Here is a 24,328-nt window from a genome sequence, read left to right on the forward strand (position 1 = left end):
AGCTCGGACACCGTATGCTCACCCTTCAGCGCCTCAAGCGCCACCTTCGCCTTGAACTCGGGCGAAGGTTGCTTCCGTTTCGACATCTCTGATCTCCTTATCGTCGAAGATCAACAGACAGCAAATCGTAGCTTACGTCAGTGTCCGAAATTTTGGGGGTAGCTCACGGCGCCTGGTGACATACTTGTTTCCGATGCGTTTTCTCCCAAGTCCGCCGAGCTTCGCCTTGCAAATTTGATCCTCCGCTTCAGCTTCAATTCAAAGGCGTTTCTGAACCTATCAGTGTGTATAGGGTGAAAGAGCGGATGGATGCGCATTTGTACCAGGCAGATGCATCGCGCACCGATTTCACGGCTACACGCCGACCAAATTCTGTAGCGGTTGTACCATTTCGCACTTCCCCCTCCGCTGATGAGGATCAGACATTTCTTGCCGATGGTCTTGCGGAAGATTTGATACTTGAACTGAGCCGCATCCAAGGCCTCTTTGTCGTTTCTCGCACCGCTGCCAACGAATTGCGCGATCGCGACCCAGTAGAAATCGGTCGAAATGCCGGAGTTGGCTTTGTCCTGACTGGTTCGGTGCGCAAGGCGAGTAATCGGGTCCGGCTCAGCGTATCGCTTTACAATGGTGATAACGGGTCAGTCATATGGAGCGACAGAATTCAGCGCGATTTTCAGGAATTTCTGGATATGCTCGATGACGTTGTTGTCCGGGAGGCTTCAACTGTTTTCGGACGGATCGAGCAGGCGGAAATCAAAGCTGCGAAGCTGAAACGACCGGTGTCGATGACCGCCTATGAGCATTACTTGCGCGGGATGGAGCTGCACCGGTTGGGCGGAGTAACTCTCGATAATTACCGAGAGGCTGTTGCATGGTTTGACCGCGCAATCGCTGAGGATAAGAACTTCAGCCGAGGTTACTCGATGAAGGTCTGTTCCGCATCGAATCTGGATGATTTTGACTTGGATGCTGCACAGCAAATGATCGAGAAGGCACTCCGCCTTGATCCGGAAGATGCCGATGCACACCGTATTATGGGCAACATGCAACTGCGCATACACAGAGACTTCATCAAGGCATACGTTCACTATGAACGCGCCATGCGACTGGCTCCCAACAACGCTCATATTGTCGGTTTGGTCGCAGCATTCCACATATTCAACGGCGATCCCGAAAAGGGCCTCGAGATGCTAGATCGCGCTGAAATCATGGACCCCTTTATTCCCGTTTGGATACTGGAGAACCGCATACGCGCCTATTTCGTGGAAGGTAAACTCGACCAAATGCTAGCTTGCGCGCGTAGTCTCCCTTTCCAGACCCGATGCCCACGCATCTACCGCGCAGTCGTGAGCATGAAACGTGGAGACGCGGAACTCGCGCGCAAGTTGATTGCTGCGACGCTTGCGGACGATCCTACACTGACTTCCGAATACGTCCGAGTTCAGGAACTGTACCGAAACGAGAAGGTGGTGAACGAGATACTGCAACTTGCCGAGGGCGCCGGTCTCCCGCAGTCCAAAGACGCGCAGCGAATGTCTCTTTCGATCCCGAAACGGTAGCGCACGTGAGCAAACTCTCCTATTCTGAACGTGGGGGTTATCTATTCTATCCCCATTTTGAAGTTCGTTGTGTACCAGCGAACGCGACAAATTTGGAAGCTTAGTCGCGTAAGCGGTTGCCCTCCCTCTCAATGATGCCTGTATCTCGGTGAATTCAACATATCGAGTGAGCACAGTCCGGGTGCAGCTGCAATCACGTCTGGGATGCGATTTACGAGCGTCGAACAGGTCGTGAAGCGGTAGTTCGCGTCTTCGCAACTGAGTTGAAGACTTGGTTCTCCCTGAACCTTCCAGAAATTGTAATCAGTTTCGCCATCGCGATAAAGCCGTCCTTCCATCGCAAATTCGAATTGCAGGCCTTCTCGCGTTGTCACGACTGTTCGATCTATGGTTCCAATCACATGGCCCGGTGGGACCTCCTCTTTCAAGCTCCGGCAATGGATCTGCGCACTCGCAGTGACGGCCGTGACATCCGAAGCGATGGAAGCCACCTTGAGCCCAAGACGCGCGACGAGAGCCTCCAGGGTTTGACGGGCGACAAATTCAGGCCAGCCGGATACTTCTACAATCTGGTCGAAGTCTTCCTTGGATCGCCCAATCAGAAGATGGTTGGCAACCTCGGGCCCATAGTCATCCACATTCCAGCGAGAATGTCCGATCACCTTGTCTATCTTGTGGGATGCCCCCAACAAAGTGGTCACCAAGTTGAGCCAGAATACGTCCTGTGCGCCTGACGCTGCCAGTGTAACGCCATTAGCCTTCGCTAGGGCGTCCAACGCCTCCGCGTGAGCTGATGCCGTTGTCCACGGGAAAACTGTTTCTTCCTCAATGGTCACGACATTCACCCCGTTCTTTAGGCACGTTTCAAAGTGCTTATGCATAGAAGACAGATAGCTGCCGACACACACCACCGCGATATCGGCTCCGCGGGTTAAGACCTCATCAGCGTCACTTTCTATTGAGACACCAAGCCGTTTCCCAAGCCCCGCGACTTCGCCGAGGTCACGACCAACCTTGGACGAACTGCGCCCCACAGCCCCAACAATCTTGGCACCTTTGTCCACAAGTAGGCGCGTTGCCAGGGCGCCCATCGCCCCCACGCCGTACACAACCACCCGGATGTCTGAAAACGGACCGCTGCTCATCCCGCAACTTGGCGGTCGTAGTCCTCGCCGTCAAACCAACCCAAAGCGGAGGTGACCTTCATGTCATCATCGAGTTCCCATTCTTCCCAGCCCTGCACGTTCAAGGGTTTCCCTGTCTCAGCGTGATGTCCAGTAAAAGTCCACATATAGACAACATGCGAACCGGCACCGCGAATACCGTCACAAGTAAGATGCAAGTCAGGCACATCGGCATGAAAGCCTGCGGCCATCGCCGTCAGACCTTCGTGACCCTCAGAGGGCTCGCCCCGGTTAATGACAATACTGCTGCTAGCTACATGGAAGGCTGCAACATTCTCGGGAACCTTTGAGTTCCAAGCAGCTGTGTAGCGTTGCGCCAGGTCGTCCAAATCACTTTGAGTAAATGACATCTTTTTCTCCCTGTGTTTGACAAACGGTATTTTTCATCTGCCGACTTGGCAAGAATTAGGGTTCATAAGGTAAGATGCTGACGTCGGCTTTGTCCCGCAATCCGGACATCCGACCAAATCCGTTAGATGTCCGCTGTGAGCCCTTCGCGACGGTTTCTGTGTACTTGGCCAACTCACAGTAGGGCTCGGAGCGGCAGTTAAGAGACAGGCATACTGCCCTTGGGGAGACGAGTTCGCGTTGGTCTGGCAACACCAACCGGCGGCAAGACCCTAAGCGCTATTTCACAACGAGTAGCGCAACGCTGACAATCAGGAAGAGGACTGTCAGCCATTTGAATGCTTGCTCGTTGATGGAACGAGCGAGAAACAGGCCTGACGCGGTGCCAGCGATGGTCGGAATGGTTAATGCAGAGACCGTTGGAAGTAGGCTTTCCGAAAATCCGACGAACAGTGCCTGGAAAGCCAATGCGATCGGGTAGGACAGCAGGAAGGTGACAAGTGTCGTCGCGCGCACGACCTTTCCATCGCCCCGGATCGCGGTGACATAGGCCGCCACCGGCGGGCCGGGCATGGCGAGTGCGGCGTTCAGGATCCCACAGACCACTCCGACCGCGCCGCGCCTGAGGGCAGTGTCAGACTGAAAAATCGGAAATTTGGCCAGAATCCCGGTCGCAATGACAGTCATTGCTCCGACGACAATCGCCGCGCACAGTTTCAGGGTTTCCAACGATAGCGACAGATAGGCCAGGGCGCCCACCGGTGTCCCGAGGCAAACACCGATGAACAGCGGCCGCAACAGACGCCAGTTGACCGCGCGAAGGGTCATTGGCGCCAGCAACAGCGCGATCAGGAAACTCAGCACGATTGATACCTGGATGGCGCCCGCGCTGGCCATCGTGACGAGAAGCACCGGCCCGGCGATCACGCCAAAGCCGATGCCGGTAACAGCCTGCAACAAGGACGCCGCGAACACTGCGGCGACCAGAAGGGGCGGCACAATGCTGGGATCAAGAAACGACAGCATGTGTGCGAACAATCAGGAGAATACGACCTGGATGTTGGTGTATTCCTCCAACCCTTCCTGGCCAAATTCGACGCCGACACCAGATTGCTTTACCCCGCCGAATGGCGCATTGGGTTGAATCATACCGTGCTTGTTGATCCAGACCGACCCGCATTCCATCCGGCTGGCTACCTGGCGGGCAGTTGTTATGTTGCGGCTCCAGACCGACCCGCCGAGCCCGTTGGGGTTGTCGTTGGCCTTTTCGATCACCTCGTCGATGTCGCGGAACCGGATGATCGGCAGCGCCGGGCCGAATTGTTCTTCGTCGACAAGGCGGTCACCGTTGTCGAGGTCTGCGATGATGGTGAGCGGAAAGAAGTATCCCTGTTTCTTGCCGGTACGCGCGGGCGGGTCGCCGCCCAGCAGAACGCGGCCCTTTTTGCGGGCATCGGCAACAAGATCGCTGACAATCTCGAACTGGCGCAGGTTCTGCATTGGACCCAACATCGCGGTCTCGTCGGTGCCTTCGCCCATGGGCATCTTGCGCGCGAACTTGACCAGTTCCTCGCAGACATCTTCGTAGACATCGTCATGTACATAGAGACGTTTGAGCGCGGCGCAGGTCTGACCGGTGTTGATGAAGGCGCCCCAGAACAGCCCTTCGGCAATTTGCCTGGGATCGACGTCCGGCAGCACGATACCCGCATCGTTGCCGCCCAGTTCCAGGGTCATGCGTTTCATGGATTCGGCTGCATTGGCATAGATTTTCTTGCCGGTACCCGAGGAGCCGGTGAACACGATCTTGCCGATGTCGGGATGGCTGGTCATGGCCGGGCCAAGGTCGTCGTCGCCCGTGACGCAGTTCACGACACCGCGCGGCAGAACCTCGTTCATCAGCTCGACCAACCTCAGTGTGGTGAGGGGCGTGTAGGGCGAGGGTTTTGCAACCACTGTATTGCCCGAAAGCACGGCCGGAATGATGTGCCAGATTGCGATCATGACCGGGAAGTTCCACGGCAGGATCGAACCGACCACGCCGATCGGCTTGCGGAACAGTTCCACCCGGCCTTCATTGTTGTCTTGTAGTACCTTGGGCGGCATCGACAGGCTGGCCGTATACTGTGTCCAGGCGATTGCGCCACCAATTTCCCAGCGCGATCCCAACCCGCCCATCGGTTTACCCTGTTCGGCGGTCAGAAGGGCGGCAAGCTCTTCGGAATGTGCCTCGATCCGCTCGGCGATGCGGCGGCAGGCAGTCTGCCGCTTGCGCTCGGTTTCCTTGGTCCATGATTTCTGTGCCACCTTGGCGGCGCGGATCGCGTCCTCAAGCTGTTCCCTGGTCGCCAGAGGCGCCAGCCCGGCGACCTTTTCCGTGGCAGGGTTCAGCACTTCGAAACATTGCTTCGTCGGGACTTTCTTGCCATCGATGATCAGGCGAAACGGGTCCATGTCATTCCTCCGTGGCGCGCTTCGTCGGCCCGTTGTTGCCGTGCCAGTCGCGGAAATGGTTCTTGTGAGTGTCGAGGTAAGCCCCCGGTTTCATATGCTTGTCATAGAAATCGAGGTCGAGGTGATGAGCCTGGATAAACAGTGTCATCTGGATTGGGTCCACCGTTGCGGGGAACTTGCCATAGGTGTCGTAGATGTACTGGCACATGTCCTTGACGCACTGAATGCCCTCGGGGCTGGCGGGAATTGTGGCGGCGTCGAACTCGGCGTTTGGCGCCGTGTGCGGCTTGACCATGCCCTTGGCTTCCCACTGGTCCATTGTCTGCAAGGCGCCTTCCAGCGCAGCATCGACCGCATCGGACATGTTGGCGAAATAGGGTGGGCAATAGGCTTGAAATACACCGTCTCGGCCAACCGGGATCGGGAACGGGTCGGACTTGGACTGGATGAAACGGAAGCCGAGACCCCGGCAGGCGGGCGTGCCGCCCAGAACAACAGTCGAAGAGAACCCGCCATAAACCCAACCGCCCAGCCCTGTCGCCTGAAGGGTCAGTGCCATGAGTTGGCCCATGAAGGCGCCTTCGGCGAGCATCCCGTCGGACAGGAGTTTTTCCAGCCGGCTCAGGGTCATGACCTTGCGCTTGTTCAAAAGTCCGTTGTCGATCCATTTCTGGTTGCCGCAGGGGCGCATGCCGTTGCGATCATCGACGATGTAGTATCCCCCGGTGTTCTGGGCATATCGTCCGGCCTTGCCGTCACAAAGGTTGATCATCAGCTTGATGATGTCCTTGGTGACGTCGATCACCGGCATGAAGATCGTGGTGCCCGGCATGTTGGTGACCCACTGGTTGTGAGGCCAGATGCCCGGTTCCGATGGCGGCAGGTCCATCCGTCCATCGTCGATCTTCTCGACAAAATTATCGTAGAACCCCAACAGCTTGTCGCGGTCATCCGCGCTCTCGTACTCGCGCATCTTGGTCATCTTCGCCTTGTCGGCGTTGACCACAAACACGCCGTCGTCATTGGTGAAGAAGAGCCGCGACCGGTGCGAACCCATGGCAGAGGGATAGGGTTTGCCGATGGTCTTCACCATGGCCCCCGGCAGGTTGGTCTCGGCCAGGATCGGGCCCGTTGTTGCCGTGGCCGCAGCGACCAGCATCGCCGTTTCCAGATCACTCAGCGGATAGGGATCGTACTCGGATTTGTGTTGGAACGGGCCAGAGGTCATCTCCATGCCCAGGCCAAACCGGCGCGACCGGCGACCCATGATTGCGTCGAACAGGGGAAAATCCCAGGCGGCTTGCGCCTGCGGGGGCAGGCCATCGGGCTTTCGCGCGCTCATTGCCGCGCCTCCCGGGCCACATCCCGACGCACGCTGAACAAGAGCCTGATCAGATAGCCCCAGGCTCCGGGCTTGCGCAGCACCATGCCGAGGATGCGCCGCAGATCGGCGTCGGTCATGGTTGTCTCGGCTTCCCAGACCCCCATCTTGCCGGTCAGCACGATTCCATCATTGCGCAAATCCAGTTTTTCCAGGTCGAACGAAAATTCGCCTGCCGCCGAGTCAATTTTCATGTCTTCCTCCCATCCCACCTTTCAGGGGATCATTTTCCAGTAAGCATCCTTGAGGGTGATCAGCCCTTGGCCGATCTCGTAGTAATCGAAACCTTTGGATTGCCGCCAACGACCGTCGGGCCCCATGTATTCGACATCATAGGTTTGAAGGACGGTCTGGCCGCTGAACCGCCAGACCGAAGCCGAAAACCTTGGTCCATTGGGCATTGCAAAGCGGCGTTCCATTTCCTCTAGTGCGTTGTCCCGGCCATAGACCACCTGCCCATTCGGCAGTTTCCAAGTAAACGCGGGGGAGAGGCACTTGCGTAAAGCCGCCATGTCGCGGGCGGTAAACGCCTCTTCGAATTTAGTGAAAAGCTTTTTGTACTCGATCTCGTCGCCTGCCGGCACCGTCAGGGGGGCTGATCTGATCCGTTCCTTGCGTTGATACGCCCGGTTGTCGACGATCTTGAAGCCATTTGCGATGCGGGGCGCGTTGCTTGCCGGTGTTGACGGACGAATCTCCTCGACCTGCTGTTCTGCGGGGTTGCCGATGACTGCCGAACGGGTCTGGGTGACGCGTTCCGGCTCGGGTGATTCAATCCGCTCGATTTCAGTGGCGGTCATCGCGGCGGCATTGTCCACTATGTTCAGGCTCGTCGGCTCCGACCGGGTCGGAGACGCGCGCACGTGACCGTTCGAGGCGTTTTCTCTGTCGCGTCGTCCAGTTGTTGCTTTGTTGCCGACTTTGGACATCTGTTTTCCGATCTTTTTCTTCAGGCCCCGGTGCGTGGTCGCCCTTTTGTCCACCTCCGTGCCGACCAAGATGAAATTACTGATTCTTCAGCTTGCTTGTCAAGAAAATGATTTCAGGTTCACAAAAATTTCCAACAAAAATACATCCCAAGTCACTATAATAACAAGAGAAAAATAAAACTAATGAATATGAATTCATTTTAATTGACAGAATCTAGGTCGCGATACTAGCATTCTCTCAGCTCGATATTGACGCGATACAGGGAGGACGCCGTCATGAAACTATCAGCCATTGCAGCCGCATTGGTGGCAGCCGGAAGCATAGCCGCCGAGGCCAAGGAACTACGGCTCAGCGCAGCGCCGCCGCCAAATTCGCCTTGGGGCGCGGTAACCATGAAATTCGTGGACAAGGTCGCCGAACTGTCGGGCGGCGAACTGGTCATCGAGCCTTACCTTGGTTCGAAACTGGGTGGGGAGCAGGACGTCGTTAAACAGATCGCCCGCGGTCGGATCGACATGGGAGTGATGTCGAACACGGCGGTGTCGCTATTAGTGCCGGAATTCGGTCTTTTGGCTTCGCCATACGCCTTCGACGACGCCGCACAGTTTGATTGCGTGGCCGACAATCACCTGCTCAAGACCTTCGGTGCTGAATTCGACGCCGCCAAGGTAAAGACGCTGAGCTGGATGGAGGTCGGATACCAATCGATCTTCTCAAAGGATCCGCTTCGTGTGCCAGGCGACCTCAAGGGGGTAAAGATCCGCACAGCTCCTGCCGCGACCGACACTTTGTTCATCCAGGCGGCGGGTGGTACACCAGTGCCCCTGGCGCCCAGCGAGGCGGTTCCGGCGCTCAAGACCGGGCAGGTCGATGCGGCGACCCAACTGTCGGTTTTCGGTATCGCCACCGGTTATGACAAGGTCGCTCCGCAGATCACTTTGACCCGCCACCAGCATCAGGTTGGCGCGATCATCATGTCGTCCCGTACTTGGGAGGGGCTGACCGATCAGGAAAAGGCATGGATCGAAGAGGCCGCGCCGATTTTCCTTGAATTGCGCGCAGCGATCCGCGGCGCCGAGGGCGCGCTTCTGAAAAAGGCCGCATCCGAAGGCGCCACGGTTATCGAATTGGCCCCTGAGGAACTGGATCAGTGGAAAGCCCTGGTTCCGGCGGCGCAGGAAGCGATCCTGAACGAATTGGACGACACCGCAAAGGCGAAGTGGGACGAGATCCTTGCCGCCAAGCAAGCCTGTTCGTGAGCGGAACATGTTGCGGTCCATTCTCAAAGGACTGACGCTGACCGAATCCATCGTGGCAACGGCGGCATACGCCCTCGTTGCCGCTCTTCTCATGGTGGATGTCATCGGACGTGAAGTCTTTTCCACAGCGGTGCTGGGACTCCAGCAAATCGCAGTCTATGGCGCGATCATTGCTGGATTCTTGGGGTTGACGCTGGCGACAACCGACAATTCTCACCTACGGCCCGAGTTCCTTGATTTTCTTGCTGGTCGACATGGTCACGAGGTTGCGCGGGTCGGCGATGTCCTGTCAGCGGTGTTCTTTTTCGCCGGATCCTATGTTGCCTGGACCTTTGTCCAAACCTCTATGGATAGCGGTGACAAGGCGCCCGTGCTCTACTTTGTGCTTTGGCCGCTGCAACTGATCATACCCTATGCCTTCGGGTCAGCTGGGGTGAAACATCTGATCTTCGCGATCCGTCCCGATCTCAAGATTTATTCAGACAAGCCGGCAGGGTGACTCGATGTATGCTGTACTACTTCTCGTGATGGTGCTGGCGCTTCTGGCGTTCAGACAGAACATCATCGTCATTCTTCTTGCTTCTGCGGCCTATGTGCATCTGGTCTGGGGCGATGGGCATCTGGAGTACCTGGCCGAGGATATTTGGATCAGCCTCGACAATGCGTTGTTGCTGGCCATCCCGATGTTCCTGCTGGCCGGTTCGATCATGACGCGCGGTTCGATCGCGCGCCGCCTGATTGATCTTGCGGTCAGCGTCACCCGGCCGATCCCGGGCGGTCTGGCAGTGGCGACGATCCTGAGTTGCGCCATCTTTGCGGCCATTTCCGGATCGTCCCCGGTCACGTTGCTGGCTGTCGGCACAATTCTGTATCCGGCTCTTTTACAAAATGGCTACTCCAAGCGCTTTGCACTTGGAGCTCTGACCTCGGGTGGGACACTGGGCATCATCATCCCGCCGTCCATCCCGCTGATCCTTTATGGGATCGTGAACGAAAAGAACATCGCTGACCTTTTCCTTGCGGGCATCATTCCGGGTCTGATGATTGCGGCGGTTCTGGCGGGCTACTCCTACTGGGTCAATCGCAAGATGCCGTCCCAACCGTTCAACCTGTTGGAGTTCACCACCGCGTTGAAACGGGGCGGTTGGTCAACCATGCTGCCGGTGATCCTGCTGGGCGGCATCTATTCGGGATATTTCTCGGCCACCGAAGCTGCGGCGGTGGCACTGGTCTACGCGCTTTTCGTCGAGATCTTCATTCACCGGGAACTGAAGCCGATAGATTTTTATCACACCTGCGTCGAGACGGCGAAATTGCTGGGAATGCTGTTTCCGATCGTTGCCGTCGCCCTGAGCCTCAAGACCATCCTCACGATCGAAGAGGTGCCCGACCAGCTGGCCATGTGGATCACGTCGGTCACCGACAACAAGATCGCCTTCCTACTGGCAGTGAACCTACTATTGCTGGTCGTGGGATGCTTGTTTGACGTGATTTCGGCCATTCTTATCCTCGGCCCGCTGCTGATGGTGCCCGCGATGGCCTATGGCATCGATCCGATCCACTTCGGCGTGATCATGGTGATCAACCTGGAAATCGGCTTTCTGACTCCGCCAATGGGCCTAAACCTGATCGTCGCGATGACAGCCTTTCGGGAGAAATTCCTGGAGATCTGCATGGCTGTCTTGCCCTTTATCGCGCTTATCATGGCTGTTTTATTGATCGTCACCTTCGTGCCTCAAACCGCGCTCTTCTTTGTCCGATGAGCGCGGGAGGACAAGGCGATGCTTTGACAAGGCCGCAACGAGAATCTAAATCGAGCACGGAACGGAAAGTGCGGAAAGGCACGGGATGAATATCGATGCAATATCGGTAAACGAAGACATCCCCGGCGTACTGCCGGCCCGGCAGGCACGCAGTCGCCGCATCAGGGACGCATACATCGAAGCTGGCATCAAGCTTCTGAACTCGATGCGGTTCAACGATCTGAAGGTGTCGGATCTGGCGCAGGACTGCGGGCAATCGGTCGGCAGCTTTTACACTCGGTTCGAGGATAAGGAAGCCTATTTTCGCGCGCTGCGCGCGGCAGCGATAAACCTTTGCAACCTCGAGATTCATGCTCGCATCGGCGGCGACAAGCTGTACGAGATGGAACCCGAGGAAGCTCTGGACGAGCTCGTCGATCTGATGGCAGATCTTTTTACCGGCCCGGTGCGCGGTGTCTTGCGGGAGTCCCTGCTCCGCATTCTCGAACCTGACGACCCTTGGGCGCCAATGCGCGATTCAGCACGCGAGATCATGCGAAATTACCGCCGGGCCTGCGGCACGCAATTCCCGGCGTTTGATCAGGCAGAAACCCAGACGAGGTTGAGTTTCTGTTTTCAGCTGGTGGTTGGTGCGCTTCAGAACGACTTGGTGAACGACTACCACGTCTTTTCGACCAAAGACCAATCGCTGCGCAGCGGCCTCAAAGAAGTTGTCCGCAGTTACATGCACGTTGGCCAAAGCTGATCGTGACAGGTGCCGCATAAAATAGGCAGTTCCGCCACTGACATCGAGTTTGCGAAGTACGTGGCGCTCGCAGGCGGGCTGAACCGCTTGTACCACCTCTGCGATTCGACCTCCGTCGACAATCAGCCGACCGTGAGCATGAACTGCGACACGCTTTACATTACCCCGTCCTTAACATCAGCGCCGGCGCGACGCTGACCCTGCCCGAGGTGGGCGACATGCACTGCGTTTGTGGAGACAACGAGCGCGGCCACAAGGCTACCATCAATCGAAATCGCGCTGGTGCTGACATCGGTGCAAACCGCAGAGAGGGGCGGGACGAGCCCAATCTGTGCCTTGGTGATGCCCGCGGCATTCGTAGCGATGGGGCGGAGGGCGTGCGTTCGCTGCGTGTGCCGCGGAACGGCGACAATTCAGAAGAAACGGACATTCAATAGTAGTCATGGTGTCCCCCGCGTTGAGAATTCACACCTTCCGTTCCGACGAAGAGAGCGCGCCGTGCAGCGCTTCAGGCAGATGCGAAGCCTTCAGAAACTCGTTGCTGTTCACGCCTCCATCCTCAACCACTTCAACCAGAACCTCATCCTTTTGAAAAGTTGCCATTTCAAACAAAACCGTACCGCCGCGCTTGCAGAGTGACGCGGACTCTTTCCGGCATAACGGGCAGCCATCCCGTCCAAGTAGAGAAAAGTTCGAATTCGTCTTCCAGCGCCATCTCAATCAGTCGGTCTCATTCGTCCGATAACGCGAAAGGATTTCGGCTACGTTCTCGGCACGGTCGTCATCGGGGTTGAGCAACGCCCGGTCCTGCACGCCATGCAGGTGGCTGTGCATCTGCCCGATGGCCTTTGCCGCGACACCTTCGGCGATAGCCGAGATGATCTCGGCATGTTCCTCGACACCGCACTCGGCTGAGTGGGCCTGTGCGAACCGGGCAAGGATCAACGAACAGCGCGACACGATCTCGTTGACGTAATTGGCGAGGATGTGCGAACCGGTCAGTTCGGCCAGCAGGATATGGAACTCTCCGGCCAGTCGGATCGAGCGGGTGCTGTCCTTGCCAAGTGCGCTCCGTTCTTCGGCGAGATGTGCCTTCAGTGCCTTGACGATGGGTTTCGGGTCCATCCGGCACAGGCGCTGCATGACCTCGCGTTCGAGGCACTGGCGCATCTCAAAGATGTCGTAGGCCTCCTCGATCGTCGGCTCAGCGACGGAAGCGCCGCGATACGGCTGAATATCGACGAGGCCCTCTGCATCCAGCCGGACCAATGCATTTCGCACAATCGTTCGGCTAACGCCAAAAGTTTCACCAATCGAGTCCTCGGGCAGTTTGACCCCGGGCCGGAGGGCCTGTTCGATGATCGCCTGCCTGAGAGAATCGTAAACCGGAAAGCTGCGCTTGGAAGATTTGAGCATGTTCTTAATCGCTTAGCGGCCCGAGGCCTGGTTGTGTTAGTCATTACCACAGATGGCGGCGCGACAATAGCAGGTAACTTCTCTCATGCATTGCATACTTTGATTGTATGCAATTAGTTAATTTTTTTGTAGACAACGCAAAGATAGAGATCCTAGGCTTCAGTCATCTCAGGACGAGATCAAGGATTGAGACGAGGCTGCGCGCCCCAAATGTTTCGGGCAGCGCGGGAAACCAGAAATATTGGATTCAAAATCTGCTTATTTTGTATCCAAAACGGGGAGAACCTTCCATGTTGAAGACATTCGGAACCAAATCCGCGCTGGCCGGGGGGCTGGTTGCGGCCCTCATCGGCACCGGCGCCATTGCAGAAACCATCAAATGGGGCGCTCCGCGCGATATCGTGTCGCTCGACCCCTATTCCTACGGCGACAGCTACACGATCAACTTCCTTAACCACATCTACGAGGGGCTGGTGCGCTATAACCGCGATCTCCAGATCGAGTCGGCGCTGGCGGTTTCGTGGGAAATCGTCTCGCCGACGACCTGGCGCTTCAAGCTGCGCGAAGGCGTCAAGTTCCACAACGGAAACGATTTCACCGCAGAAGACGTCCTTGCCTCGCTGCAACGGGTCAGCGACCCGACCTCGCCACTGAAAGGCAACCTGCCGGCCTACAAGAGCGCCGCAGTGGTCGACGATTACACCATCGATATCGAGCTGACTGGGCCGTACCCGCTGCTGCTCAACGACCTGACCAACATCCATGTGTTCGACAAGGACTGGCTGGTCGAGAACAATGCCGAGAAACCCACCGACGTGAGCGCCGGGGTGGAAGGCTACGCCACGTTCAACGCCAACGGCACCGGGCCGTTCATCCTCGAATCGCGCACGCCCGAGGCGCAGACCATTCTTACCGCCAATGCCGGCTGGTGGGACACGCCCAAGCACAACCTGACCCGTATCGAATTCCAGCCGATCTCGTCGGCGGCGACACGGGTTGCGGCGCTGCTGTCGGGCGAGGTGGATTTTGTCGACAACGCCCCGGTGCAGGATCTGCCGCGCCTGGCTGCCGCGTCCAACCTCAAGGTGCTGGAGCGCACCGACCTGCGCACTGTCATGCTGGGCTTCAACCGCCGCGAGGAGCTGATCGCCGGCGGCAAAAACCCGATGAATGACCTGCGCGTGCGTCAGGCCATGCAGATGGCTGTCGATATGGAGCTGATCCACGACAAGGTGATGCGCGGCAAGTCGCGTAACGCGGGCCTGCTGGTGGCGCCGGCGATCCCGGGCTATTCAGCAGATCTCGATACGGTTGTCGCGGTCGATGTCGAAAAGGCCAAGGCTCTGCTGGCCGAGGCCGGTTATCCCGACGGGTTCGAGTTCGATTTTGTCTGCACTAATGAAAGCTATGTTAACGAAGAGCAGTTCTGTCAGGCGATTGCTTCGATGTGGTCACGGGTGGGGCTGAAGCCGCGACTCGATATCGGGCCGACCGCCAAGCAGACGCCGAAGCGCGCAAACGGCCAGGCCGATGTCTATACCATCGGCTGGGCGACGCTGCCGATGCTGGATACCTATTCGATCCTGATCCAGATGCTGCACAGCAAGGAAGGCAATGCTGGCGTGTTCAACTGGGGCGGCTGGTCCTATCCCGAAATCGACAGGCTGACCGATGCCGCCGGGATCGAGCTTGACCGCGACAAGCGGTTGGCGATGGAGACCGAGGCGCTGAAGATCGCGCGCGACGAGATCGTGATGATGCCGCTGCACCAGCAGCCGATGGCCTGGGCGGTATCGGCGGCGTTCGCGGATTTCCCGCAATTCCCCGATAACAAGCCACGGCTCTGGTACGTCACCAAGTAATCGCATGTCACCGCGGGCAGCGCCTGGGCGCCGCCCGCATCTTCTGCACCAAAGGGGGCACCGATGCTGGCCTTTCTGATCAAGCGTTTCGCCAATGCGATCTTCGTTATGCTGTCGGTGAGCTTCATCGCCTTCATGATTTTCCGCTTCGTCGGCGATCCGGTCGAGTTGATGCTGAACGAGCAGGCCACGCAGGAGCAGCGCGACGAGCTGCGCACACGACTGGGACTCGATCAATCCTTTATCGCCCAGTTCGGCACATTCGTAGGCAATGCCGCCAAGGGCGATTTCGGCATCTCCTTCCGTAACCAGCAGGATGTTCTGGCCATGATCGCCGAGCGCTTCCCGGCCACCTTCGAGCTGGTGATCGTGGCGACGATCATTTCGCTGGTGGTCGGCATCCCGATGGGGGTGATCACCGCCATCCGGCGCCAGACATGGTACGCAGAAGCGATGCAGTTCACCTCGATCATCGGGGTGTCGCTGCCCAGTTTCGTCGTCGGCATCGGGTTGATCCTGATCTTCTCGGTCTGGTTGGGCTGGTTCCCGGCCTTCGGGCGCGGCGATACCGTGCAGATCGGCTGGTGGTCGACCGGGCTTCTCACCCATACGGGCCGCATGTCGATCGTGCTGCCGGCACTGTCGCTCTCGCTCTTCCAGATCACGCTGGTGATGCGGCTGGTGCGGGCCGAGATGCTGGAAGTGCTGCGCTCGGATTTCATCAAGTTTGCCCGGGCGCGCGGTATCCCGGCCCGCGCCATCCATTTCCGCCACGCGCTGCGCAACTGCCTGATGCCGGTGGTGACTATGACGGCGATGCAGATCGGCGGGCTGATCGCTTTCGCGCTGGTCACTGAAACCGTGTTCCAGTGGCCGGGCATGGGGCTGCTCTTCATCCAGGCTGTCACCTTTGTCGATGTGCCGATCATGGCCGCCTATCTGTGCATCGTGGCGCTGATCTTCGTGCTGCTCAACACCATCGTCGATATCACCTACGCGGTGATCGACCCGCGCCTGCGTGGAGCCGAGAAATGACCGATACCCCCGTAACCACACCGGCCAAACAGCCGAAAACCCGTACCCGGCAGTTTTTCGACAGCGATCTCTGGTGGAGCTTCAAGAATTCCAAATCCGCGATCGGCGCCGCCACTGCGCTGATCGTGGTGATTCTGGCCGCGATCCTCGCGCCAGTGCTTTCGCCGCAGAACCCTTACGACCTTGCCTCGCTCGAGCTGTGGAACGCCGAACTGCCGCCGGTCTGGATGGAAGGCGGGCAGATGCCTTTCATCCTCGGCACCGATGTGCAGGGGCGCGATATCCTTTCGGGCATCCTTTATGGCACACGGATCTCGATCTTCATCGGGCTGGCCTCGGTCGTGGTTTCGCTGGCGGTGGGGGTAATGGCCGGGTTGACCGCCGGCTATTACGGCGGCTGGGTCGACAACGTGTTGATGCGGGTCGGCGATGTGCTGCTGTCGATCCCGATCATCCTGGTGGCCATTCTGGTGAGTTCGGTGGCGCAGGCCCTGTTGCCGCCCGAATTGCGCGAGGCCGGCATCTCGATTGTGCTGGTGCTGGCTATCGCGCTCTATTCCTGGGTGCAATACGCCCGGGTGGTGCGGGCCCAGACCATGGTGGAACGGCGCAAGGAATATGTGCAGGCCTCGCGGCTGGTGGGCACCCCGGCCCGGCGACTGATGCTGAAGCACATCCTGCCCAACACGCTGACGCCGGTGTTCGTGGCCGCCACCCTGAATTTCGGCCTCGCCATCCTGATCGAGGCAACGCTGTCCTTCCTCGGTGTCGGGATGCCGCCGAACCAGCCGTCGCTTGGCACGCTGATCCGGGTGGGCAACCAGTATCTCTTCTCGGGCTCGTGGTGGATCGTGCTCTTCCCCTCGATCCAGCTCTGTATTCTGGTGGTGGCCGTCAACATGCTGGGCGACTGGCTGCGCGACGCGCTGAACCCGAAACTTCGATAAAGGAATGCACCGAATGACTTCGCTTCTGATCCGCAACGTTCGCATCATGGATGGAGATGCCGCCGATATCCTGATACGCGATGGCGCCATTGCCGAAATCGCACCGGGCATCGACGCGCCCGGTGTGGCGGTCGAAGACGGCGGCGGGCTGATCGCCATTCCAGGGCTGGTCGATGCCCATACCCACCTCGACAAATCTCTGATCGGCTGGCCGTGGTACAAGAACGATGTCGGCGGCGGCAGCCTTGTGCGCATGATCGAGAACGAGCGCGAGATGAAGAAGCGACTCGGGATCGACCCGCATGTGCAATCCATGCGCCACGCGCTGAAGACAGTGGCGCGCGGCGGCACCCTGATCCGCAGCCATGTCGATATCGACACCGAAGGCGGGTTGCGTGCTCTGGAAGGCGTGATGGAAACCGCCGAGAAGCTGGCAGACGTGGTCGAGATCGAAACGGTTGCCTTCCCGCAATCCGGCCTGATGATCCGCGAGGGCACGGCCGAGCTGATGGATCAGGCAATGGCGATGGGCGCCGATCTGGTTGGCGGGCTCGACCCGTGCGGGGTCGACCGCGATCCGAAAGGCCATCTCGACACGATTTTCGGGCTGGCCGAGAAGCACGGCAAGGGGATCGACATTCACCTGCACGAACGTGGCGAGCTGGGCCTTTACTCGATGGAGATGATCCTCGACCGGGCCGAGGCGCTGGGGATGACCGGGCTGGTGACGATTTCCCATGCCTTCTGCCTCGGGATGGCGGATTTTCGGCGGGTCGATGCCATGCTCGCACGGCTGGCGGCGCTGGATGTGCGGATCATGACGACCGCGCCCACCTCCTCGCCCGCGCCGATGGTCAAGGAACTCGACGCTCACGGCATAAAGATCGGCGCCGGCAACGATGGCATTCAGGATACCTGGGGTCCCTACGGCAATGGCGACATGTTGGAGCGGGCCAAGTTTGTCGGGCTGCGCAACAACCTACGGATGGATGAGGAGGTGAAACGCGCGCTCGATATCTGCGCCGGCGGCGGCGCCGAGGCGATGGCCAAGCCGCGCCGGGCGATGGAAGCGGGCGCACCGGGCGATGTCGTCCTCGTCGAAGGCGAAACCGTGGTGCAGGCGGTTGTCACCCACGCGCCGCGTAAGCTGGTGGTCAAGGGCGGGCATGTCACCGCGCGCGATGGCCAAACGCTGGTCGAGGCGCCGTGAACCGCTTTGCCGACATAACGCTGGGCAGCCGTCCGCCGGGCCGCTGGGCGCTTGCGGCGCGCTGGATCGTGGTCGATACCCCTGCCGGTCGCCGGCTCGTGCGCGATGGCGAAGTGGTGATCGAAGGTAATACCGTGCTCCATGCCGGGCCGCGCTTCGAGGGCGAGGTCGCGGCGCGCTATGATATGGGCGAGGGACTGGTGGCGCCTGGGTTTGTCGACCTCGATGCTCTTTCCGATCTCGATACGACGCTTCTTGCCTACGACAACTGGCCGGCCGAGAAAAAGGGGCGCGTCTGGCCGCGCTCCTATGTCGAACGCGGGCCTTACGAGATGTATTCGCCCGAAGAACTGGTCTTCCAGAAGCGCTTCGCCTTTGCCCAGTTGCTGCTGAACGGGATCACTAGCGCCGCACCCATTGCCTCGCTTTTCTACCGTGCCTGGGGAGAGACGGTGGCTGAATTCGATGCCTCGGCTGAGGCTGCGCAGGAGCTTGGTCTGCGGGTCTGGCTTGGCCCGGCCTATCGTAGCGGCGGCATGGTGGTGGAAACCGATGGCCGGATGGTCGCCGAGTTTGACGAGGCGCGCGGGCTTGCCGGGCTCGATGATGCCATCGCCTTCGCCCGCCGCTGGCAGGGTCACGACCTGATCCACCCGATGCTCGCGCCCGACCGGGTGGAAACCTGCACCGAGGCGCTGTTGCGGCGCACCATGCAGGCGGCCGACGATCTGGAGTGCCCGGTGCGGCTGCATATGGCGCAGGGCGCGATGGAACTGGCCACGGTGCAGGCGCTGCATGGCAAAACGGCGCCGCGCTGGCTTGGCGATATGGGGCTCTTGTCGCCTCGCCTGCTGGCGCCACATGCCACCGTGGCGACCGAAGACGATCTGAAGCGTTATGCCGATGCCGGAGCTACGGTGGTACATTGCCCGTTGGTCAGCGCCCGCCACGGCGGTGCCTTGCGGTCGTTCCGCAAGCTGAAGGACATGGGCGTTTCCGTTGCCATGGGCACCGATACCGCCCCGCCCGACATGGTGCTGAATCTGGCGGTAGGGATGATGATGTGCCGGATGGTCGAAGGCGATATCACCGCCTGCACCTCGGCCGATTTCTTCGATGCCGCCACGCTTGGCGGTGCCCGGGCACTGGGCCGCAGCGACATCGGCGTGCTGCGTGCAGGCGCCAAGGCCGACATCGCCGTGTTCGACCTGAGCGATGCCGCGATGGCGCCCGCCATCGACCCGGTGCAGACGCTGATCCTCGGCGGCAGCGGACGAGTGACGCGCGCCACCATCGTCGACGGGCGGCTCGCCATGCGCGATGGCGAAGTGGCCGGGATCAACATGGCTGAGGCCCGCCGCCGCGCCCAGACGCAGTTCGACGGCATGGTGGCGAAATACCCCGACCGCACCGCCGGGCATCCGCCACTCGCCGAGATTTTCCCGCCGACCTATCCGCCGATGGAAGGGACACAGTCGTGAAGGAGCCCGCCATGATGATGCAAGCCGTTTCGCCGCCCGATCCTGCCCCGGACGCCGCCATGACCGGCGCCGAGGCGGTACTCGAGGTGTTGAACCTGACGGTCGAGTTTCCCACCAGACGCGGGGTTCTGACCGCAATCGACAATGTCTCGATGCGGATTGCACCCGGCGAGATACTGGGCGTGGTGGGTGAATCCGGGGCCGGGAAATCCATCACCGGGCTGGCGGTTCTGGGATTGCTGGAAGCGCCGGGGCGAATTGCGGGCGGCGAGATCCATGTCGCCGGGCGTCGGATCGACACGCTGAGCGAAGAGCAACTGACCAAGGTGCGTGGCCGCGAAATGGGCGCGATCTTTCAGGACCCTCTGACCGCACTCAACCCGCTTTTCACCATCGGCGCGCAACTGGTCGAGACCATTCGCCTGCATAGCAGCCTGTCGAAGGAGGCGGCGCGCGATCGGGCGCTGACACTTTTGCGCGAGGTTGGCATTCCGGCGCCACGCGAGCGGTTGTCGCAATATCCGCACCAGTTTTCCGGCGGCATGCGGCAGCGCGTGGTGATCGCGCTGGCCCTTGCCGCCGAACCGGCGCTGATCATCGCCGACGAGCCGACAACGGCGCTCGACGTGTCGATCCAGGCGCAGATCACCGCGCTCCTGCGGCGGCTCTGCAAGGAGCATCGCACCGGGGTGATGCTGGTGACGCATGACATGGGGGTGATCGCCGAAACCGCCGATAGGGTGGCGGTGATGTATTCCGGCCGCATGGTCGAGACCGGCCGGGTCGAAGATGTGATCCACGATGCCCAGCACCCCTATACCAAGGGCCTGATGGCGGCGATCCCGAGCTTGCATGAACGGGTCGAGACGCTGACCCAGATCGACGGGGCAATGCCCCGGCTGAATGCCCGGCCCGAGGGCTGTGCCTTCAACCCACGCTGCCCGATGGCGGGCCCGCGCTGCCGCCGGGAGAACCCAATGTTGGCCCCGGCGGGCCGCAACCAGGCCGCCTGTTTCCTGCATGACGGAGGCACCGAATGACCACACAATCGCCAATCCTGACCGTCAGCCACGCCTCGAAGGAATTCGACGTATCCGCGCCGTGGTTGAACCGCATGCTCGAACGCAAGCCGAAGCTTTTCGTCAAGGCGGTCGACGATGTGAGCTTCACCGTGCCGCGTGGCAGTTGCTTGAGCATCGTTGGCGAATCCGGTTGCGGCAAGTCCACCGTCGCGCGGCTGGTCACCGGGCTTTATGCAACAACCGCGGGCGATATCCACATCGGCGCCGGGTCCGGGGGCAAACCGGTGCGGGTGCAGATGATCTTCCAGGACCCGCATTCCAGCCTCAACCCGCGCTGGCGTGTGGGCGATATCATCGCCGAACCGATCCGCGAGATGAAGCTGCGCGACAATGAGGCCGAAACCCGCAAGCGGGTGGAGGAGTTACTGAGCACGGTCGGACTTGCCGCCGACGACGCGCGCAAATATCCGCACGAGTTTTCCGGCGGCCAGCGCCAGCGTATCTCGATTGCCCGGGCGCTGGCCTCGGAACCCGAACTGCTGGTCTGCGACGAGCCCACCTCGGCGCTCGACGTGTCGGTGCAGGCTCAGATCCTCAATCTGATGCGTCGGCTGCAACAGCAGCTGCGACTGACCTATCTCTTCATCAGTCACGACCTGAGCGTGGTGCGGCACATGTCCGACACGATTGCGGTGATGTATCTGGGCCGGATCGTCGAGATGGCGCCGGCAGAAAACCTCTTCAACGCGCCGCAGCATCCCTATTCGCGGCTGCTTCTGGGCACGATCCCCGATATTCACGCCCCCCACCGCGACCGGGCGCTGCAATCGGGCGAGCCGCCAAGCCCGCTCGATCCACCGCCGGGCTGTGCCTTTCACCCGCGTTGCCCGCTAGCCAATGAAAAATGCGGCCGTGACCTACCCGAACTTCTCTCGGTCGGCGAGGCAACGGTGCGATGCCATGCCGTCGAGGAAGGGCGCGCGCAGGAAACACCGGTGAGCGAGGCCGTATGATGCAATTTGATTTCACCGAGCTACCGCCCGCCGACCGTTACCGGCTGCTCACCAATTTCATCGGCCCGCGGCCCATCGCGCTGATCACCACCCGCGCCGAAGTCGGGCACAACAATGCCGCACCGATGAGCTTTTTCAATGTCTTCGCGCATGAGCCGCCGCTGGTAATCGTGGGCTTCAGCGCCCGGCCCGATGGCAGCGAAAAGGACACCATCGGCAATATCCGCCGCACCGGCCAGTTCTGCGTGAACATGGTCGACATGGCGCTGGCCGACCAGATGATCCTGTGCGGCGTCAATTTTGCGGCGGATGTCGACGAGCTTGATTTTGCGGGGCTGGAGGCGGCGCCCTGCCGCCAGATCGACGCGTCGCGCATCGCTCGCACACCCTGCGCGATGGAATGCCGGATCGAGCGGATCATCGACTATCCGGGACGGGCCATCGTTATCGGCGAGGTGGTTGAGATGCATGTGCGCGACGATTGCCTGGACGCCGCGGGACGCTACGTCGACCCGTCGGTCTATCAGCCCATCGCCCGGCTGCATGCCGATAACTACATCGTCAGCGACCGCCAGTTCGAGTTGAAGAAATCGGTGGAGTTGGTGGCGCGGGAAGTGGCGCAAGTACCGCTGAAAGCCATGGAGCCGCGGTGATGCGCATTCATATAGTCAATCCGAATTCCAGCGCAGGCATGACCGAGCAGATCGGCCTAGTCGCGGCGCGCTATGCCTCTGCGGGCACCACGCTCGACGTGACCAGTGCCACCGGTGCCCCTTCCTCGATCGAGGGCTATACCGACGAGGCGGTTTCGGTGCCGCTGATGCTGGAAGAGATCCGCGCCGCCGAGGCGCGCGGTGCCGATGCCCATGTCATTGCCTGTTTCGACGATCCCGGCATCGCCGCCGCGCGGGAAGTGGCCGAAAAGCCGGTGATCGGCATCTGCGAGGCTTCGGTGAGGGTGGCGCTATTGCTCAGCAGCCGGTTCTCGGTGGTGACCACGCTGCCGCGGTCAATCCCGATCATCGAGGATCTGGTCGAGGCATATGGTGCCGGGCGGCGCTGCCGCCGGGTGCGGTCCATCGACATGCCGGTGCTGGCGGTCGAGGAGAACCCGGAGCAGACGGCGCAGCTGCTGGCCGCCGAGATTGCCCTGGCAAGGCGCGAGGACGGGGCCGAGGCCATCGTGCTGGGCTGTGCCGGGATGACCGATCTGTGCAACCGGCTCAGCGCCGAGACCGGGGTACTGGTTATTGACGGGGTGACAGCTGCGGTACGTCTGGCCGAAGCGGTGGTCGGCATGGGATATCGGACTTCGAAACTGGGAGCCTACGCGGCGCCGCTCGCCAAGGCAGGCGGCTTCGGGCAGGCTGTGGCCTGACCCGCGGCGGCCCGTGGTCCACATACGTCCACACATGACAGGACCAAACGGGCACGCTGGGAGAGCAAAGTCACAGACTTTCCCAAATGAGCGGATCAGTCTTTCCTTCGGAGACGTTCGGCCATTTCCTTGAACCCTCTCACCTCGGCATGCTGAAGGGGTGTGACACCATCGCGATCGGCTAGCGCGCGGTCGGCACCGGCTGCGAGGAGCGCGTCGAGCACCGCCTGATGATTTGGACCACCATCGCCCAGTACCACGGCTTCCATGACGGCCGTCCAATGCAGGTTGTTTATATGGTCGAGCGGCGCGCCCGCAGCGATCAGACGCCGCACCACCTCGGCATGGCCGAGATGTGCTGCGGCGATCAGCGCGGTTCCGAGATAGGGGCTCGTTACGAGACCCGGATCGTTGCCCAACTCGATAGCGAGGGACATCAGTTCGGGATCGTCTGCCACCGCGGCGATCGTCACGACGTCATAAGCCTGGTCTTCGAGCGCATTCATGTCGGCGCCGACTCCGGCCAGCGCGCGCAGCGCGTCATCCTCCGAGGCAAAAGCGGCAACATGCACAGGCGTCCGGCCCCGGGAATCGCGGGCATTGACGTCAGCGCCTTCCGCAACCTGCTGAGCGATCAGCGCGACATCGCCTTCAAGCGCAGCGCGGAAGAGGCCATCATACGCGGCGATTTCGCTCGGCGAAGGGGCGGATTGTGCCGCGACCGGACCCGCAAGTCCGACGAGAAGAGCAATTAGGGTAAGACAGCGCATGGGTATTCCCTTCCTTGATGACGTACTTGAGGAAGGGCCGCGCCTGACGCGCGGCCCCGTCCGATTCATTCCGCGCCGATCACATCGAGGCCGACACGGGCGCAATCCGCGTCGATCGCACCCGAGGGTGCGCCGCCGACGCCGATGCCGCCCACGAGCGCGCCGCCGATCCGGATAGGCAAGCCGCCGGCCTGAATCACGAGGCGCGTGTCCATGTCGCGCAGACCATTGTTCTGAGTGTTGCCGGAGATGAACTCGGCGAGCCCGGCGGTGTCCCGACCGAGTCCGGCCGAGGTGAAGGCCTTGCCCGTCGCGCTCGACGCGGTGTGCGCGCCAGAATTGTCGGCTTTCAGAAGTACCTTGGTGTTGCCGTCGCGGGCGACGATCGCAACGCTGACATTGTGGCCTTGTGTCGCACAGTTCTCCAGAGCCGCACTCGCCGCGTCACTCGCCATGGCGAGCGGCAGATAGGGGCTGGTCGGCAGGTCCTGCGCCGTAGCGGCCACGGGAGCTGCGAGGGCGGCGAGTAGGGCGGTTGTTCTGAGCATGTCGGTTCTCCATTGCTTTT

Annotated in this window: 24 protein-coding genes and 1 pseudogene; 15 read left to right on the forward strand and 10 right to left on the reverse strand. The window is 60.3% G+C overall.

Going from position 1 to position 24,328, the window contains the following annotated elements; all coding sequences use genetic code 11:
* Positions 1-305: 305 nt before the first annotated feature.
* Positions 306-1,562, forward strand: coding sequence for a tetratricopeptide repeat protein (locus OEZ49_RS21445; RefSeq protein ID WP_263390207.1), 1,257 nt, complete (start codon positions 306-308; stop codon positions 1,560-1,562).
* A gap of 128 nt (positions 1,563-1,690) precedes the next feature.
* Here OEZ49_RS21445 and OEZ49_RS21450 read toward each other — a convergent pair whose 3' ends face one another.
* From OEZ49_RS21450 to OEZ49_RS21480, 7 genes are all read right to left on the reverse strand, one after another.
* On the reverse strand, positions 1,691-2,707 hold the full coding sequence (locus OEZ49_RS21450) for an NAD(P)H-dependent amine dehydrogenase family protein (protein WP_263390208.1): 1,017 nt from the start codon (positions 2,705-2,707) through the stop codon (positions 1,691-1,693).
* Complete coding sequence (locus OEZ49_RS21455; RefSeq protein WP_263390209.1) at positions 2,704-3,096, reverse strand: nuclear transport factor 2 family protein; 393 nt, start codon at positions 3,094-3,096, stop codon at positions 2,704-2,706. Before OEZ49_RS21455 ends, OEZ49_RS21450 begins: the two co-directional genes overlap by 4 nt.
* A gap of 277 nt (positions 3,097-3,373) precedes the next feature.
* On the reverse strand, positions 3,374-4,120 hold the full coding sequence (locus OEZ49_RS21460; RefSeq protein WP_263390210.1) for a sulfite exporter TauE/SafE family protein: 747 nt from the start codon (positions 4,118-4,120) through the stop codon (positions 3,374-3,376).
* A 12-nt stretch (positions 4,121-4,132) separates the two neighbouring features.
* Positions 4,133-5,548 (reverse strand): aldehyde dehydrogenase family protein, encoded by a 1,416-nt coding sequence (locus OEZ49_RS21465; RefSeq protein ID WP_263390211.1) that lies wholly within the window; start codon positions 5,546-5,548, stop codon positions 4,133-4,135.
* Position 5,549: 1 nt separating this feature from the next.
* The gene (locus OEZ49_RS21470) at positions 5,550-6,890 is read right to left on the reverse strand and encodes a hypothetical protein (protein WP_263390212.1); all 1,341 of its coding nucleotides are present in this window, start codon (positions 6,888-6,890) and stop codon (positions 5,550-5,552) included.
* Positions 6,887-7,123, reverse strand: coding sequence for a hypothetical protein (locus tag OEZ49_RS21475; RefSeq protein ID WP_164128085.1), 237 nt, complete (start codon positions 7,121-7,123; stop codon positions 6,887-6,889). The genes OEZ49_RS21470 and OEZ49_RS21475 overlap by 4 nt, the downstream gene beginning before the upstream one ends.
* 21 nt (positions 7,124-7,144) lie before the next feature.
* Complete coding sequence (locus tag OEZ49_RS21480) at positions 7,145-7,858, reverse strand: nuclear transport factor 2 family protein (RefSeq protein ID WP_263390213.1); 714 nt, start codon at positions 7,856-7,858, stop codon at positions 7,145-7,147.
* Positions 7,859-8,134: 276 nt separating this feature from the next.
* Between OEZ49_RS21480 and OEZ49_RS21485 the strand changes: the two genes are divergently transcribed.
* The 5 genes and pseudogenes from OEZ49_RS21485 to OEZ49_RS23180 form a co-directional block, all read left to right on the forward strand.
* Positions 8,135-9,118, forward strand: a complete 984-nt coding sequence (locus tag OEZ49_RS21485; protein WP_164128088.1) for a TRAP transporter substrate-binding protein — start codon at positions 8,135-8,137, stop codon at positions 9,116-9,118.
* A gap of 7 nt (positions 9,119-9,125) precedes the next feature.
* Positions 9,126-9,617 carry a TRAP transporter small permease gene (locus tag OEZ49_RS21490; protein WP_263390214.1) on the forward strand — a complete coding sequence of 164 codons (492 nt, stop codon included), beginning with the start codon at positions 9,126-9,128 and terminating at the stop codon, positions 9,615-9,617.
* A gap of 4 nt (positions 9,618-9,621) precedes the next feature.
* On the forward strand, positions 9,622-10,881 hold the full coding sequence (locus OEZ49_RS21495; RefSeq protein ID WP_263390215.1) for a TRAP transporter large permease: 1,260 nt from the start codon (positions 9,622-9,624) through the stop codon (positions 10,879-10,881).
* 85 nt (positions 10,882-10,966) lie between these two features.
* Positions 10,967-11,626 carry a TetR/AcrR family transcriptional regulator gene (locus tag OEZ49_RS21500; protein WP_263390216.1) on the forward strand — a complete coding sequence of 220 codons (660 nt, stop codon included), beginning with the start codon at positions 10,967-10,969 and terminating at the stop codon, positions 11,624-11,626.
* A gap of 453 nt (positions 11,627-12,079) precedes the next feature.
* A pseudogene (locus OEZ49_RS23180) lies at positions 12,080-12,265 on the forward strand (IS6 family transposase); the annotation flags it as partial.
* Positions 12,266-12,346: 81 nt separating this feature from the next.
* Here the strand turns inward: OEZ49_RS23180 and OEZ49_RS21510 are convergent.
* Complete coding sequence (locus tag OEZ49_RS21510) at positions 12,347-13,042, reverse strand: GntR family transcriptional regulator (RefSeq protein WP_263390218.1); 696 nt, start codon at positions 13,040-13,042, stop codon at positions 12,347-12,349.
* Between the two features lie 290 nt (positions 13,043-13,332).
* Here OEZ49_RS21510 and OEZ49_RS21515 point away from each other — a divergent pair, with 290 nt between their 5' ends.
* The 9 genes from OEZ49_RS21515 (at position 13,333) to OEZ49_RS21555 (ending at position 22,990) form a co-directional block, all read left to right on the forward strand.
* Positions 13,333-14,904 carry an ABC transporter substrate-binding protein gene (locus OEZ49_RS21515; protein WP_263390219.1) on the forward strand — a complete coding sequence of 524 codons (1,572 nt, stop codon included), beginning with the start codon at positions 13,333-13,335 and terminating at the stop codon, positions 14,902-14,904.
* 63 nt (positions 14,905-14,967) lie between these two features.
* Positions 14,968-15,939 carry an ABC transporter permease gene (locus OEZ49_RS21520; RefSeq protein ID WP_263390220.1) on the forward strand — a complete coding sequence of 324 codons (972 nt, stop codon included), beginning with the start codon at positions 14,968-14,970 and terminating at the stop codon, positions 15,937-15,939.
* Positions 15,936-16,886: an ABC transporter permease gene (locus OEZ49_RS21525; RefSeq protein WP_263390221.1), complete on the forward strand. Its 951-nt coding sequence runs from the start codon at positions 15,936-15,938 to the stop codon at positions 16,884-16,886. Before OEZ49_RS21520 ends, OEZ49_RS21525 begins: the two co-directional genes overlap by 4 nt.
* A 13-nt stretch (positions 16,887-16,899) precedes the next feature.
* On the forward strand, positions 16,900-18,096 hold the full coding sequence (locus OEZ49_RS21530; RefSeq protein ID WP_263390222.1) for an amidohydrolase family protein: 1,197 nt from the start codon (positions 16,900-16,902) through the stop codon (positions 18,094-18,096).
* A complete protein-coding gene (locus OEZ49_RS21535) occupies positions 18,093-19,577 on the forward strand; it encodes an amidohydrolase family protein (RefSeq protein ID WP_263390223.1) in 1,485 nt (494 codons plus the stop codon). Before OEZ49_RS21530 ends, OEZ49_RS21535 begins: the two co-directional genes overlap by 4 nt.
* Before the next feature lie 14 nt (positions 19,578-19,591).
* Positions 19,592-20,617 (forward strand): ABC transporter ATP-binding protein, encoded by a 1,026-nt coding sequence (locus tag OEZ49_RS21540; RefSeq protein WP_397545695.1) that lies wholly within the window; start codon positions 19,592-19,594, stop codon positions 20,615-20,617.
* A complete protein-coding gene (locus tag OEZ49_RS21545; protein WP_263390224.1) occupies positions 20,614-21,612 on the forward strand; it encodes an ABC transporter ATP-binding protein in 999 nt (332 codons plus the stop codon). Before OEZ49_RS21540 ends, OEZ49_RS21545 begins: the two co-directional genes overlap by 4 nt.
* A complete protein-coding gene (locus OEZ49_RS21550; RefSeq protein WP_263390225.1) occupies positions 21,612-22,265 on the forward strand; it encodes a flavin reductase family protein in 654 nt (217 codons plus the stop codon). Before OEZ49_RS21545 ends, OEZ49_RS21550 begins: the two co-directional genes overlap by 1 nt.
* The gene (locus OEZ49_RS21555; RefSeq protein WP_263390226.1) at positions 22,265-22,990 is read left to right on the forward strand and encodes an aspartate/glutamate racemase family protein; all 726 of its coding nucleotides are present in this window, start codon (positions 22,265-22,267) and stop codon (positions 22,988-22,990) included. Before OEZ49_RS21550 ends, OEZ49_RS21555 begins: the two co-directional genes overlap by 1 nt.
* 95 nt (positions 22,991-23,085) lie before the next feature.
* Here OEZ49_RS21555 and OEZ49_RS21560 read toward each other — a convergent pair whose 3' ends face one another.
* Both OEZ49_RS21560 and OEZ49_RS21565 read right to left on the reverse strand, forming a co-directional pair.
* Positions 23,086-23,760, reverse strand: a complete 675-nt coding sequence (locus tag OEZ49_RS21560; protein WP_263390227.1) for an ankyrin repeat domain-containing protein — start codon at positions 23,758-23,760, stop codon at positions 23,086-23,088.
* Positions 23,761-23,825: 65 nt separating this feature from the next.
* Positions 23,826-24,308, reverse strand: a complete 483-nt coding sequence (locus OEZ49_RS21565; RefSeq protein WP_263390228.1) for a GlcG/HbpS family heme-binding protein — start codon at positions 24,306-24,308, stop codon at positions 23,826-23,828.
* Between the last annotated feature and the right edge of the window lie 20 nt (positions 24,309-24,328).

Source organism: Ruegeria marisflavi (assembly GCF_025673445.1).
In the GTDB taxonomy this organism is placed as follows: Bacteria; Pseudomonadota; Alphaproteobacteria; order Rhodobacterales; family Rhodobacteraceae; genus Ruegeria_B; species Ruegeria_B marisflavi.

Bases quoted from the DNA above. Each gene is read 5' to 3' on its own strand.
- OEZ49_RS21455 (WP_263390209.1), bottom strand. From the start codon at position 3,096: ATGTCATTTACTCAAAGTGATTTGGACGACCTGGCGCAACGCTACACA.
- OEZ49_RS21515 (WP_263390219.1), top strand. From the start codon at position 13,333: ATGTTGAAGACATTCGGAACCAAATCCGCGCTGGCCGGGGGGCTGGTT.
- OEZ49_RS21510 (WP_263390218.1), bottom strand. From the start codon at position 13,042: ATGCTCAAATCTTCCAAGCGCAGCTTTCCGGTTTACGATTCTCTCAGG.
- OEZ49_RS21470 (WP_263390212.1), bottom strand. From the start codon at position 6,890: ATGAGCGCGCGAAAGCCCGATGGCCTGCCCCCGCAGGCGCAAGCCGCC.
- OEZ49_RS21495 (WP_263390215.1), top strand. From the start codon at position 9,622: ATGTATGCTGTACTACTTCTCGTGATGGTGCTGGCGCTTCTGGCGTTC.
- OEZ49_RS21460 (WP_263390210.1), bottom strand. From the start codon at position 4,120: ATGCTGTCGTTTCTTGATCCCAGCATTGTGCCGCCCCTTCTGGTCGCC.
- OEZ49_RS21520 (WP_263390220.1), top strand. From the start codon at position 14,968: ATGCTGGCCTTTCTGATCAAGCGTTTCGCCAATGCGATCTTCGTTATG.
- OEZ49_RS21485 (WP_164128088.1), top strand. From the start codon at position 8,135: ATGAAACTATCAGCCATTGCAGCCGCATTGGTGGCAGCCGGAAGCATA.
- OEZ49_RS21555 (WP_263390226.1), top strand. From the start codon at position 22,265: ATGCGCATTCATATAGTCAATCCGAATTCCAGCGCAGGCATGACCGAG.
- OEZ49_RS21550 (WP_263390225.1), top strand. From the start codon at position 21,612: ATGCAATTTGATTTCACCGAGCTACCGCCCGCCGACCGTTACCGGCTG.
- OEZ49_RS21445 (WP_263390207.1), top strand. From the start codon at position 306: ATGGATGCGCATTTGTACCAGGCAGATGCATCGCGCACCGATTTCACG.
- OEZ49_RS21565 (WP_263390228.1), bottom strand. From the start codon at position 24,308: ATGCTCAGAACAACCGCCCTACTCGCCGCCCTCGCAGCTCCCGTGGCC.
- OEZ49_RS21525 (WP_263390221.1), top strand. From the start codon at position 15,936: ATGACCGATACCCCCGTAACCACACCGGCCAAACAGCCGAAAACCCGT.
- OEZ49_RS21475 (WP_164128085.1), bottom strand. From the start codon at position 7,123: ATGAAAATTGACTCGGCGGCAGGCGAATTTTCGTTCGACCTGGAAAAA.
- OEZ49_RS21490 (WP_263390214.1), top strand. From the start codon at position 9,126: ATGTTGCGGTCCATTCTCAAAGGACTGACGCTGACCGAATCCATCGTG.
- OEZ49_RS21450 (WP_263390208.1), bottom strand. From the start codon at position 2,707: ATGAGCAGCGGTCCGTTTTCAGACATCCGGGTGGTTGTGTACGGCGTG.
- OEZ49_RS21500 (WP_263390216.1), top strand. From the start codon at position 10,967: ATGAATATCGATGCAATATCGGTAAACGAAGACATCCCCGGCGTACTG.
- OEZ49_RS21480 (WP_263390213.1), bottom strand. From the start codon at position 7,858: ATGTCCAAAGTCGGCAACAAAGCAACAACTGGACGACGCGACAGAGAA.
- OEZ49_RS21530 (WP_263390222.1), top strand. From the start codon at position 16,900: ATGACTTCGCTTCTGATCCGCAACGTTCGCATCATGGATGGAGATGCC.
- OEZ49_RS21465 (WP_263390211.1), bottom strand. From the start codon at position 5,548: ATGGACCCGTTTCGCCTGATCATCGATGGCAAGAAAGTCCCGACGAAG.
- OEZ49_RS21540 (WP_397545695.1), top strand. From the start codon at position 19,592: ATGATGCAAGCCGTTTCGCCGCCCGATCCTGCCCCGGACGCCGCCATG.
- OEZ49_RS21545 (WP_263390224.1), top strand. From the start codon at position 20,614: ATGACCACACAATCGCCAATCCTGACCGTCAGCCACGCCTCGAAGGAA.
- OEZ49_RS21560 (WP_263390227.1), bottom strand. From the start codon at position 23,760: ATGCGCTGTCTTACCCTAATTGCTCTTCTCGTCGGACTTGCGGGTCCG.